Source organism: Burkholderia sp. Tr-20390 (assembly GCF_017104595.1).
GTDB lineage: Bacteria > Pseudomonadota > Gammaproteobacteria > Burkholderiales > Burkholderiaceae > Burkholderia.
The window spans coordinates 15,576-27,747 of record NZ_JAAGPC010000114.1; the positions used below are offsets into that span (position 1 = coordinate 15,576).

The window sequence follows — 12,172 nt, forward strand, 5'->3', positions numbered from 1 at the left end:
GCTGCATCACGGAAAAGGCTGCCTGCGGGCAGCCTTTTTTGCATCTGCGCGATGCGCAATCGGGCGGTCTGCAAAACACTGTTCCCGCGGGTCGTGGCAATCCGGCAAAACCCCGTCGCGCGGTGCTTTCAGGCACATTTCGCCGTGAACTCCGGTATCGGTTCTGTGATATGCTGCGCGCACGCAAGTTTTAGGTCCTTCCAAGCAAGACTTGATTCGCAATCCGCTAAACGGTCAGGCCGTGTCGCGGAAGGTTGAGTAACCCGCTATTTCTCGAGAAGCTCGAAGAAAGGTGAGCGTAAAATGTCAGATGTAATGAAGCAGTTTCAGCTGAACTCCTATCTGTTCGGCGGCAATGCTTCGTACGTTGAAGAACTGTACGATGCATACCTCAACAATCCGGCATCGGTGCCGGAGAACTGGCGAGAGTATTTCGACGCGCTGCAGAATGTGCCTGCAACGGACGGTTCGAATGCCAATGACGTCGCCCATTTTCCGATCGTCGAATCGTTCGCCGAGCGCGCGAAGGCCAATGCCTTCATCCCGCGCGAAAGCACGACCAACCTGGCTGCGGCACGCAAGCAGGTGCACGTCCAGTCCCTTATCAGCGCGTATCGCTTCCTTGGCTCGCAATGGGCCAATCTGGATCCCCTGAAGCGTCGCGAACGTCCCGCCATTCCCGAGCTCGAACCCGCGTTCTACGATTTCTCCGAAGGCGACCTCGACCAGACGTACAGCGCAAGCAACCTGTACTTCGGTTTCGACCAGGCTTCGCTGCGTGACATCGTCAAGGGTCTGCGCGACACGTACTGCGGCACGATCGGCGCCGAGTACATGTACATCAGCGACCCGGAACAGAAGCGCTGGTGGCAGGAGCGCCTGGAGTCGACCCGCGCGACGCCGAACTTCTCGGCAGACGAGAAGAAGCACATCCTGAATCGCCTGACGGCCGCTGAAGGCCTCGAGCGTTACCTGCATACCAAGTACGTCGGCCAGAAGCGCTTCTCGCTCGAAGGCGGCGAAAGCTTCATCGCGGCGATGGACGAAGTCGTCCAGCACGCGGGCAAGCGCGGCGTGCAGGAAATCATCATCGGCATGGCCCACCGTGGCCGTCTGAACGTGCTGGTCAACACGCTGGGCAAGATGCCGGCCGACCTGTTCGCCGAATTCGAAGGCAAGCACGTCGACGACCTGCCGGCCGGTGACGTGAAGTACCACAAGGGCTTCTCGTCGGACGTGTCGACGGAAGGCGGCCCGGTCCACCTGTCGCTCGCGTTCAACCCGTCGCACCTCGAAATCGTGAACCCGGTGGTCGAAGGTTCCGCGAAGGCGCGGATGGACCGTCGCGGCGACGAAGACGGCCTGCAAGTGCTGCCGGTGCAGATCCACGGTGACGCGGCCTTCGCTGGCCAGGGCGTCGTGATGGAAACGCTGAACCTCGCGCAGACGCGCGGCTACGGCACGCACGGCACGCTGCACATCGTCATCAACAACCAGATCGGCTTCACGACGTCCGACCCGCGCGATGCGCGCTCGACGCTGTACTGTACCGACGTCGTCAAGATGATCGAGGCGCCGGTGCTGCACGTGAACGGCGACGATCCGGAAGCTGTCGTGCTCGCGATCCAGATCGCGATCGACTACCGGATGCAGTTCCACAAGGATGTCGTGATCGACATCGTCTGCTTCCGCAAGCTGGGCCACAACGAGCAGGACACGCCGGCGGTCACGCAGCCGCTGATGTACAAGAAGATCGCGCAGCACCCGGGCACCCGTGCGCTGTACGCCGAGAAGCTCGTGCAGCAAGGCGTGATCACCGCGGAAGACGCCGACAACTTCGTGAAGGCGTACCGCAAGGCGATGGACGACGGTCACCACACGGTCGACCCGGTCCTGTCGAACTACAAGAGCAAGTACGCGGTCGACTGGGTTCCGTTCCTGAACCGCAAGTGGACGGATGCAGCCGACACGGCCGTGCCGCTCGCAGAACTGAAGCGCCTCGGCGAACGCATCACGACGGTCCCGGAAAACTTCAAGGTCCACCCGCTCGTCGAGCGCGTGATCAACGACCGCCGCAACATGGCGCGTGGCGACCAGCCGCTCGACTGGGGCATGGGCGAACACCTCGCGTTCGCGTCGCTCGTCGCATCGGGTTACTCGGTGCGCCTGACCGGCCAGGACTCGGGCCGCGGCACGTTCACGCACCGTCACGCGGTGCTGCACGACCAGAACCGCGAGCGCTGGAACGACGGCACGTACGTGCCGCTGCAGAACATCGCCGAAGGCCAGGCGAAGTTCACGGTGATCGACTCGGTGCTGTCGGAAGAAGCGGTGCTGGGCTTCGAATACGGTTACTCGACCGCCGAGCCGAACACGCTCGTGCTGTGGGAAGCGCAGTTCGGCGACTTCGTCAACGGCGCGCAGGTCGTGATCGACCAGTTCATCTCGTCGGGCGAAGTGAAGTGGGGCCGCGTGTCGGGTCTGACGATGCTGCTGCCGCACGGCTACGAAGGCCAGGGTCCGGAGCACTCGTCGACGCGTATCGAGCGTTTCCTGCAACTGTGCGCCGATCACAACATGCAGGTCGTTCAACCGACGACGCCCGCACAGATTTTCCACCTGCTGCGTCGCCAGATGATCCGCCTGTTCCGCAAGCCGCTGATCGTCGCAACGCCGAAGTCGCTGCTGCGTCACAAGGAAGCGGTGTCGGACCTGTCGGAACTCGCGAAGGGTTCGTTCCAGCCGGTGCTGGGCGAAACCGACGGCGGCATCGACGCGAAGAAGGTCAAGCGCGTGCTGGCATGCTCGGGCCGCGTGTATTACGACCTCGTCGCCCATCGCCGCGAAGCGAAGGCGAACGACGTCGCGATCATCCGCATCGAGCAGCTGTATCCGTTCGCGCACAAGCAGTTCGAAGCCGAAATGAAGAAGTACGAGAACGCGACTGAAGTGGTCTGGGTGCAGGACGAGCCGCAGAACCAGGGCCCCTGGTTCTACGTCGAGCACCATCTGAAGGAAGGCATGAAGGAAGGGCAGAAGCTGGCATACAGCGGCCGTCCGGCTTCGGCCTCGCCGGCGGTTGGCTACTACGCGAAGCACTACGAGCAGCAGAAGGCCCTCATCGAAGGTGCGTTCGGCCGCCTGAAGAGCGCATCGATCGCGAAATAACCGACGGAAGCGAAACGGGAAGGCGCCATGCGCTTTCCCGTCTCTTTTGGCCCGCCGGACGCGTCGCGCGCCGCACCGGCCGAAGGAATCGCACGAACCTCGTCACACCCCAGATTAAGCATCCAGGAAAATCACATGGCTATCGTAGAAGTCAAAGTCCCCCAGCTTTCGGAGTCGGTTTCGGAAGCCACCATGCTGCAGTGGAAGAAGAAGCCGGGCGAAGCAGTTGCTCAAGACGAAATCCTGATCGAACTCGAGACCGACAAGGTCGTGCTCGAAGTGCCGGCACCGGCCGCGGGCGTGCTCGCGCAAGTGCTGCAGAACGACGGTGACACCGTCGTTGCCGATCAGCTGATCGCAACGATCGACACCGAAGCGAAGGCAGGTGCAGCCGAAGCCGCGGCAGGCGCCGCCGAAGTCAAGCCGGCAGCAGCGCCTGCTGCAGCCGCACCCGCAGCACAGCCGGTCGCTGCAGCCGCATCGTCGACCACCGCATCGCCGGCCGCATCGAAGCTGCTGGCCGAGAAGGGCCTGTCGGCGGGCGACGTCGCAGGTTCGGGCCGCGACGGCCGCGTCACGAAGGGCGACGCGCTGGCAGCAGGCAGCGCACCGAAGGCCGCACCGGCTGCCGCACCGGCGAAGACCGCCGCTGCGAAGCCGTCGCTGCCTGAAGTGAAGGTGCCGGCATCGGCCGCGACCTGGCTGAACGACCGTCCGGAACAGCGCGTGCCGATGTCGCGCCTGCGTGCGCGTATCGCCGAGCGTCTGCTCGAGTCGCAGCAGACCAACGCGATCCTGACGACGTTCAACGAAGTGAACATGGCCCCGGTCATGGAACTGCGCAACAAGTACAAGGACAAGTTCGAGAAGGAACATGGCGTGAAGCTCGGCTTCATGTCGTTCTTCGTGAAGGCGGCCGTCCACGCGCTGAAGAAGTTCCCGCTCGTGAACGCGTCGATCGACGGTAACGACATCGTCTACCACGGCTACTTCGACATCGGTATCGCTGTCGGCTCGCCGCGCGGCCTCGTCGTGCCGATCCTGCGCAACGCGGATCAACTGAGCCTTGCCGAGATCGAAAAGAAGATCGCCGAGTTCGGCCAGAAGGCGAAGGACGGCAAGCTGTCGATCGAGGAAATGACGGGCGGTACGTTCTCGATCTCGAACGGCGGCGTGTTCGGCTCGATGCTGTCGACCCCGATCATCAACCCGCCGCAGTCGGCAATCCTCGGCGTGCACGCGACGAAGGAGCGTCCGGTCGTCGAAAACGGCCAGATCGTGATCCGTCCGATCAACTACCTCGCGCTGTCGTACGACCACCGCATCATCGACGGCCGCGAAGCCGTGCTGTCGCTCGTCGCGATGAAGGATGCGCTGGAAGATCCGGCACGCCTGCTGCTCGACCTGTAAGCCGAGTTTCACCGCATTGACCCGCACCGCACGGGCGCGCGACACGCGCGGCCCGTGCGGCTGCACAAGAAGAAAGGATTGTCATGTCCAAGGAATTTGACGTCGTCGTGATCGGCGCCGGCCCCGGCGGCTACATCGCCGCGATCCGCGCCGCGCAGCTCGGCAAGACGGTTGCCTGTATCGAGAAGTGGAAGAACCCGGCCGGCGCGCTGAAGCTTGGCGGTACGTGCCTGAACGTCGGCTGCATCCCGTCGAAGGCGCTGCTCGCATCGTCGGAAGAGTTCGAGAACACGTCGCACCACCTGGCCGACCACGGCATCACGGTTGACGGCGTGAAGATCGACGTCGCGAAGATGCTCGGCCGCAAGGACGCGATCGTCGAGAAGATGACGAGCGGGATCGAGTTCCTGTTCAAGAAGAACAAGATCACCTGGCTGAAGGGCCATGGCAAGTTCACCGGCAAGACCGATGCCGGCGTGCAGATCGAAGTGAGCGGCGAAGGTGAAACCGAAGTCGTCACCGCAAAGAACGTGATCATCGCGACGGGCTCGAAGGCGCGTCACCTGCCGGGCATTCCGGTCGACAACAAGATCGTGTCGGACAACGAAGGTGCGCTGACGTTCGACTCGGTGCCGAAGAAGCTCGCCGTGATCGGCGCAGGCGTGATCGGCCTCGAGCTCGGTTCGGTGTGGCGTCGCCTCGGTGCCGAAGTGACGGTGCTCGAAGCGCTGCCGGCCTTCCTTGGCGCAGCTGACGAAGCGCTCGCGAAGGAAGCGGCCAAGCTGTTCAAGAAGCAGGGCCTCGACATCAACCTCGGCGTGAAGATCGGCGAAGTGAAGACGACCGCGAATGGCGTGTCGATCGCTTACACGGACAAGGACGGCAACGCGCAGACGCTCGACGCCGACCGCCTGATCGTGTCGGTCGGCCGCGTGCCGAACACCGACAACCTCGGCCTCGAGGCAATCGGCCTGAAGGCGAACGAGCGCGGCTTCATCGACGTGGACGACCACTGCCGCACGGCGGTGCCGAACGTGTACGCGATCGGCGACGTGGTCCGTGGCCCGATGCTCGCGCACAAGGCGGAAGACGAAGGCGTGCTGGTCGCGGAAGTGATCGACGGCCAGAAGCCGCACATCGACTACAACTGCATTCCGTGGGTGATCTACACGTACCCGGAAATCGCTTGGGTCGGCAAGACGGAGCAGCAGCTGAAGGCGGAAGGCCGCGAGATCAAGTCGGGCAAGTTCCCGTTCTCGATCAACGGCCGCGCGCTCGGCATGAACGCGCCGGACGGCTTCGTGAAGATGATCGCGGACGCGAAGACCGACGAACTGCTCGGCGTGCACGTGATCGCGGCGAACGCGTCGGACCTGATCGCGGAAGCCGTGGTGGCGATGGAATTCAAGGCGGCGTCGGAAGACATCGCCCGCATCTGCCATCCGCACCCGTCGATGTCGGAAGTGATGCGCGAAGCGGCGCTCGCCGTCGACAAGCGCTCGCTGAACAGCTGAGCGCGGTATAGCGCCGGCCGGCCATCGGCCGGCGCAGCCGTCTCATGACGAAGGCGGGCGGGGATTCCCGCCCGCCTTCGTTTTTTCCGGTTTGCCCGATGAACGTCACCGAATACTACACGCGCGAACTGACCACGCGCGGCTATCAGTCCGATCCCGCACAGCGCGCGGCCGTCGATCGCCTGCAGCAATGTTTCGACGAGTGGGTCGAGTACAAGGCGCGCCGCTCGAACGCATTCAAGAAGCTCATCAATCATCCCGACCTCCCGCGCGGCGTCTACATGTGGGGCGGCGTCGGTCGCGGCAAGAGCTTCCTGATGGACAGCTTCTACGCGGTCGTGCCCGTGCAGCGCAAGACGCGCCTGCATTTCCACGAATTCATGCGCGAAGTGCACCGTGAGCTCGAGGAACTGAAAGGGCAGGCCGATCCGCTCGACGAACTCGCACGGCGCATCGCGAAGCGCTACCGGTTGATCTGCTTCGACGAGTTCCACGTGTCGGACATTGCCGATGCGATGATCCTTTACCGCCTGCTCGACCGCCTGTTCAACAACGGCGTGCAGTTCGTGATGACGTCCAACTACGATCCCGACGACCTGTATCCGGACGGCCTGCATCGCGACCGCATGCTGCCGGCGATCGCGCTGATCAAGTCCAGGCTCGACGTGCTCAACGTCGACGCGGGCGTCGATTATCGCCAGCGCACGCTCGCGCAGGTGAAGATGTATCACACGCCGCTCGGCGCGGATGCCGATCGCGAATTGCGGCATGCGTTCCAGAAGCTCGCTGCCGTTCCCGACGAAAGCCCGCTCCTGCATATCGAGAAGCGCGAACTGAAGGCACTGCGCAAGGCGGACGGCGTCGTATGGTTCGACTTCGCGACGCTGTGCGGCGGCCCGCGCTCGCAGAACGACTATCTCGAGCTGGCGAGCCGCTTCCACGCGATCGTGCTGTCCGAAGTGCCGCAGATGTCGCCGCGGATGGCGTCCGAGGCGCGGCGCTTCACGTGGCTCATCGACGTGCTGTACGACCACAAGGTCAAGCTGCTGATGTCCGCGGCGGTGCCGGCGGAGCAGTTGTACATCGAAGGCCCGATGGCCAACGAGTTTGCACGCACGGTCTCGCGAATCGTCGAGATGCAGTCGAAGGAATACATCGAAACGCCGCGCCGCATCGTCGATACGTCGCTGACCTGAGTGCGAATTCCGGCAATTGACGGGATTCAAACGTCAATTCCGGTCAAATTAAGGCAATCTCAGGGTAATTTCGGATTTGTCTTATATTCATTGTTGAGGTGAGCCGATATCGTTGTGTCATGGTTACTAAGGCTGGAGATATCCATGACACCGTATCGCGATCTGACCGATCAAGAGTGGCGCTGCGTTGCGTCGCTTCTGCCCGAAATGCAGCCGCGCACCGAGTTGCGCGGCCGCCCGTTGGCCAATACGCGTGCCGTCCTGAACGGCGTGCTCTGGGTGATCTACAGCGGCGCAACGTGGTCGGCCATGCCGCGTCGTTACCCGTCGTACCAAACTTGCCATCGTCGCTTCAAGGTCTGGCACGAGACGGGCACGTTGATGAGTGTCATGCGTGAACTCTATGGCGACGCAGGCGTGAATCTGTGCAACGAGTTGTCCACGCGGATGCGCAAGCACACGCAATCGAAGGCGGCGGAAGCACGCAGCAATGCGGCGCCCGCGTATCGCGCACCTGGCAGCTATGCGTCGGACGCGCTGAAGCATGCCGCGTGATGTTCATCAGTTCCCGCCACGCATGCACCAAAACAAAATCGGCCTGACGACTTCGTCGCAGGCCGATTTTTTCATTGCGCCGCGCATTTAAGCGCGAGCCGCATTACTGCTGGCGAACCCAGGTCTGCGAACGACCGAGCAGCGACACACCGATGTAACCGCGCACGACGAGTTTCTGGCCGCCGTCTTCAAGCGTCATCTTGCACTTGTAGACCTTGCCGTTCTCCGGGTCGAGAATGTTGCCGCCGTCCCAGTGGTCGCCTTCCTTCTTCATGGCCTTGATGATCGTCATGCCCTTGATGAGCTGATCCTTGCGTTCGTCCGTGCAGGCGGTGCAGCGGCGATCGGGCGTATCGTTCGCGCCGAGGCCCTTCACGACCTTGCCGGTCAGCGCACCGTCACCGTCCTCGGCGATCTGCACGAGTGCCTTCGGCTGATGCGTGTTGTCGTCGATCGTCTGCCACATGCCGATGGGGCTGTCTGCCTGTGCGAACGTGGGAGCGGCGCAAGCGAGCAATACGCCGGCGACGGCGATGGCACGAAACGGGCGGGTCAGTTGAATCATTGTCGTCCTCCTTGTTTTGCATGTCGTGTTCGATTTGCCCGCACGACCGTCTGCATGGGGCGGGCATGTTGCGAGCTTCGCCAGAATACGTGAAACCGCGTGCCACGTTTGATAGAGGGGACTCTAATCGAAACAGCCCGCGTGGCGCGGGCTGTTTGGTGACCGATCAGTTGAGCTGATATGAGAATGCGGCGTTGATGCGCGGGCTGCGTGACGCGCTTTCGACGGGTGCGTCACCCACCGGCTTCGCGACGTTCAGGTCGAGGCTGTAGAAGCGGCTGTCGGTGAAACGCACGCCGATACCGACCGACGACATGCGGTTCGGCGACGGTGTGCCTGCGTGCAGGTACACACGCGCCATGTCATAGGCGATGTACGGCGTAATGGATTTCATGTACGTCCAGCCCGGTGTGAAGCCGCGGTTGACCTCCAGCGACATCCCCCATCCCGAGTCACCCGACGCTTCGCCCGGCTGATAGCCGAGCGCGTAACGCGTCGAGCCGAACGAGATCTGCTCGGACGTCGGCAGCGAGTCGGGGCTGTATTGCCCGGTCAGCGAAACCGACGTGCCGATCCGGAACGGCCACTCGTTGGTTTGCGTGAAGGTCGCGCCGGTACGGACGAAGGTCAGTGAGGTCGGGTCGGCGTACGTGATCGTCGAGCCGTTAACCAGGCCGGTTTGCGATTTCGATGCGCCGAGGATGTCGAACGCCTTTGCGACGTTGACGCTCAGTTTTCGCACCTGCTTCGGTTGTACGCTCGTGTAGTCGAGCTGCAATTGCAGCACGCGTACCTGCGACCTGTTGTCGAGGGTATTGCCGTTGATTTTGTTCTGATAGTTGTCGTCGTTATGCGCTGCATAGCCCGACACCGTGCCGAGCAGGCTGCGCTGGTTGTTGAGAAGTATTGGATAGGATGCCGAAAGACCGAGCTTCTCGTTCTTTACGGTTCGCTGGACGCTCGACGGCAGCCCCGGATTGTCAGTGGGCTTGCCGCGATAGGTACTCGCGTCGAGGCGCGTGATCAGGCCGCTGCTGCCCACGGGTACCGCGCCGCTGAATGCGAAATAAGTTTGCTTGTCGCGCCCCGGCGGCGCCAGCGCGGAAATGCTCAGTTGCTCGCCGAACGACGTGAGGCCGTTTTCGGTCGCGGTGATGAGGCCCTGGACGCCCGGGTGGTTGAAGTCGATACCGGTGCTGACGTTGAACGGCTTGCGGTCGACCGCGAGTTCGAGCGTCGTGGCACCGTCGGTGGTTTGCGGCGGCGGTACGTTCGCCTTGACCGTGAGGCCGGGCAACAGGCCGAAGGTGTTCACGTAGCGCTCGAACGTCGCGCGCCGCAGCGGGCGATCGGCAGTGATATGCGCGGCGATTGCGCGAATCTTCGATTCCATCGCGCCGGGCTTGCCGGTGACCTTGACGTCCGATACATAGCCTTCGACAACCGTGATGCGCACGACGCCGTTCTCGAACGTCTGCGCCGGGACGAACGCGAACGACAGCGCGAAGCCGCGATCCTGGTACAGCTTCGTCACGCCGTTGGCGGTTTCGATCAGCTCGCCGATCGTGATGTCCTTGCCGACGAGCGGGGTGAAGCGACGCGAGATCTCGTCGAACGGAACGGATTTCACGCCTTCGACCTGGAATGTGGTCGGTGTCAGGTGACGCGACAGCAACTCCTGCAATTGCGGCGCTTGCGGTGCGACCTGCACGGTCACGTTCGGGCCGGTTTTCGGCGCATTGATCTGGGGCAGGGAGTCGAGCGGGTTACCGCCGACGCGCGTTTGTGCATGTGCCGTGCCTGCTGCCGCGATGGCGAGCAGCATCATCCATCTGTCGAGTCTGGATTTCATTGTTCTTCCTCGTTGGCCTTGCTCTTCGTCTTCTTTGTAATGCCGGCGCGCGACACCAGGGTGCCGCGCGCCGCGTGCCGCAATGCCGGTTGTGTTTGTACGGCCGCGCCATCCGCTCCGGCTGCGAAGGTGCGACCGTCCTCCTTACTTGCCAACGCTACCCAGCGTACCCAGCAATCCCGTTACCGGTGCCAGCAGCCCCGTCGAGCCGCCGCCCGACGTTGCCGTACCCGTGACGCCGCCAACCAGCGACGTGACCGGTGCGAGCGGGCTCGATCCCCCGGATCCTGCTGCGCCGCCCGCTGCTCCGGTGACAGTATTCAGCAAACCGGTGACAGGCGCGAGAGGGTTTGCACTGCCTGCGCCACCCGTTGCGCCACCGAGCGTTCCCGTGACCGTCGACACGAGATTCGTGACGGGGGCGAGCGGGCCGCCGCTGCCGCCTGCCGCACCGCTCAGTGCGCCGGTGACGGTGGAGACGAGGCCGGTGACGGGCGCGAGCGGGCTGCTGCCCGAACCGCCGGTCGCGCCGCCGAGTGCGCCCGTGAGCGAGCCGAGCGGCGTCGAGCCGAGACCCGACAGCAGGCCGCCGAGCGGATTCGTCGAGCCGGAACCCGACGACGTGCCGTTTTGTACGGTCGCCGTCGAGCCGCCGACGAGGCTCGTGATCAGGCCGGGGATCGGTGCCGCGCCGTTCGGGCCGTTCGGGTTGACGAGGCCACCCGCGTTGGTCACGGTGTTGCCGACCGCAGTGACGAGCTGACCGACGTCGCCGACGAGCGGCTGGCTCGACGTGCTGCCCACCTGCTTGCCGGCCGAGCTGATCGCGCCGCCGACCTGGCCGAGCAGGCCCGAGACGGGTTGGCCGAGGCCGGTCGTCGTGCCGACCTGTTGCGTGACCTGGCCGGCGGTGATCACGAGCGGCGTGATTGCCGAGCTGAGCGGTTGCGTGACCTGCTGCACGGCGCCCGACGACAGCGTCGAGCCGATCGTCGTGCCGGCAGCCGTCAAGCCGTTGGCCACCGTGTCGAGCACGGTGCCGACCGGCGTCGTGACGGGCGCGAGCGGCGCGAGCTGGCCGGTGCCGAGCGCCTTGACCGTCGAGCTCAGGCCGGACACCGTGTTGCTCGTCGCGCCGACCACGTTGCCGAGGCCCGCGACGGTCGTGCCGACCGGATCCTTGGTCGTGCCGATCTGTCCCAGCCCGTTGCTCACCGCATCGGCGGCGGCGCCGACGATCGTGCCAGTGCTGGAGAGCGTGCTGCCGACACCCTTCGTCACGCCGTCGCCGAGGCCCGGCACGCTGATGTTGCCGACCGTGCTGCCGAGGTCGGTGGCCGTCTGGCCGACCGTGCTGACCACGCCCTTGGTGCCGGTGGACGTACCGCTGGTGCCGCTCGTGCCTGGCGTACCGCTCGTGCTCGGGTTGTTATTGTCGTTGCTGCTGGTCGGCGGCGAGCTGACGCCACCGCCGCCGCAGGCGGCCAGCAGGCAGGCGGCGGCGAAGGCCGTGAGGGGCGCGCGCCACTGGCGCAGGGCGGCTGTCGTGAGAGAACGTTGCTGGGACATGATGGACTCCTCGCTGTCTTGTCGATTGATGGATCTTGGTTTACTTGCCGTGCGTGCCGCCGAGCAGGCCGCCGATCAGCGACGTGACGGGCGCGAGCGGATTCGACGACGAACCCGAGTTCGTGACGGCGCCCGTACCGCCGGTCAATGCCGGTGCGCCGACCGTGCTGGTCACCGTGGACACGACGTTCGTCACCGGAGCAAGCGGGCTGCCGCCGACGAGCCTGCTGTACCAGGATCTCGATCTCGCGCAGCGCGTGCTGCGCGATTTCGCGAACGACGACACGACGCGCATCCAGGTCGATTCGCGCGAGACGTACCAGCGCCTGTCGGAATTCGCGGG

The 12,172-nt window shown here is 64.0% G+C and carries 8 protein-coding genes and 2 pseudogenes; 6 read left to right on the top strand and 4 right to left on the bottom strand.

The window, feature by feature from the left end:
- Window positions 1-303: 303 nt before the first annotated feature.
- From G3N98_RS25980 to G3N98_RS26000, 5 genes are all read left to right on the top strand, one after another.
- Window positions 304-3,168, top strand: a complete 2,865-nt coding sequence (locus G3N98_RS25980) for a 2-oxoglutarate dehydrogenase E1 component (RefSeq protein ID WP_046545499.1) — start codon at window positions 304-306, stop codon at window positions 3,166-3,168.
- Between the two features lie 135 nt (window positions 3,169-3,303).
- The gene (gene odhB / locus G3N98_RS25985) at window positions 3,304-4,578 is read left to right on the top strand and encodes a 2-oxoglutarate dehydrogenase complex dihydrolipoyllysine-residue succinyltransferase (protein WP_089456100.1); all 1,275 of its coding nucleotides are present in this window, start codon (window positions 3,304-3,306) and stop codon (window positions 4,576-4,578) included.
- An 83-nt stretch (window positions 4,579-4,661) separates the two neighbouring features.
- Window positions 4,662-6,092 carry a dihydrolipoyl dehydrogenase gene (lpdA, locus tag G3N98_RS25990; protein ID WP_089425219.1) on the top strand — a complete coding sequence of 477 codons (1,431 nt, stop codon included), beginning with the start codon at window positions 4,662-4,664 and terminating at the stop codon, window positions 6,090-6,092.
- A gap of 98 nt (window positions 6,093-6,190) precedes the next feature.
- Complete coding sequence (gene zapE, locus G3N98_RS25995) at window positions 6,191-7,288, top strand: cell division protein ZapE (protein ID WP_089425220.1); 1,098 nt, start codon at window positions 6,191-6,193, stop codon at window positions 7,286-7,288.
- A 144-nt stretch (window positions 7,289-7,432) separates the two neighbouring features.
- The gene (locus tag G3N98_RS26000) at window positions 7,433-7,843 is read left to right on the top strand and encodes a transposase (protein WP_089425221.1); all 411 of its coding nucleotides are present in this window, start codon (window positions 7,433-7,435) and stop codon (window positions 7,841-7,843) included.
- A 103-nt stretch (window positions 7,844-7,946) separates the two neighbouring features.
- On the opposite strand, the gene G3N98_RS26005 is transcribed toward G3N98_RS26000, so the two are convergent.
- From G3N98_RS26005 to G3N98_RS26020, 4 genes and pseudogenes are all read right to left on the bottom strand, one after another.
- Window positions 7,947-8,408 (bottom strand): DUF2147 domain-containing protein, encoded by a 462-nt coding sequence (locus G3N98_RS26005; RefSeq protein WP_046545504.1) that lies wholly within the window; start codon window positions 8,406-8,408, stop codon window positions 7,947-7,949.
- Between the two features lie 166 nt (window positions 8,409-8,574).
- On the bottom strand, window positions 8,575-10,260 hold the full coding sequence (locus G3N98_RS26010; RefSeq protein WP_089425222.1) for a POTRA domain-containing protein: 1,686 nt from the start codon (window positions 10,258-10,260) through the stop codon (window positions 8,575-8,577).
- A gap of 144 nt (window positions 10,261-10,404) precedes the next feature.
- Window positions 10,405-11,829 carry a collagen-like triple helix repeat-containing protein gene (locus tag G3N98_RS26015; protein WP_206149589.1) on the bottom strand — a complete coding sequence of 475 codons (1,425 nt, stop codon included), beginning with the start codon at window positions 11,827-11,829 and terminating at the stop codon, window positions 10,405-10,407.
- 40 nt (window positions 11,830-11,869) lie between these two features.
- A pseudogene (locus G3N98_RS26020) lies at window positions 11,870-12,040 on the bottom strand (collagen-like triple helix repeat-containing lipoprotein); the annotation flags it as partial.
- Between G3N98_RS26020 and G3N98_RS26025 the strand changes: the two are divergent.
- A pseudogene (locus G3N98_RS26025) lies at window positions 12,039-12,172 on the top strand (ribonuclease E/G); the annotation flags it as partial. The pseudogenes G3N98_RS26020 and G3N98_RS26025 overlap by 2 nt on opposite strands.

Coding starts and splice junctions, on each gene's coding strand:
- G3N98_RS25980 (WP_046545499.1), top strand. CDS start 304: ATGTCAGATGTAATGAAGCAGTTTCAGCTGAACTCCTATCTGTTCGGC.
- odhB (WP_089456100.1), top strand. CDS start 3,304: ATGGCTATCGTAGAAGTCAAAGTCCCCCAGCTTTCGGAGTCGGTTTCG.
- lpdA (WP_089425219.1), top strand. CDS start 4,662: ATGTCCAAGGAATTTGACGTCGTCGTGATCGGCGCCGGCCCCGGCGGC.
- zapE (WP_089425220.1), top strand. CDS start 6,191: ATGAACGTCACCGAATACTACACGCGCGAACTGACCACGCGCGGCTAT.
- G3N98_RS26000 (WP_089425221.1), top strand. CDS start 7,433: ATGACACCGTATCGCGATCTGACCGATCAAGAGTGGCGCTGCGTTGCG.
- G3N98_RS26005 (WP_046545504.1), bottom strand. CDS start 8,408: ATGATTCAACTGACCCGCCCGTTTCGTGCCATCGCCGTCGCCGGCGTA.
- G3N98_RS26010 (WP_089425222.1), bottom strand. CDS start 10,260: ATGAAATCCAGACTCGACAGATGGATGATGCTGCTCGCCATCGCGGCA.
- G3N98_RS26015 (WP_206149589.1), bottom strand. CDS start 11,829: ATGTCCCAGCAACGTTCTCTCACGACAGCCGCCCTGCGCCAGTGGCGC.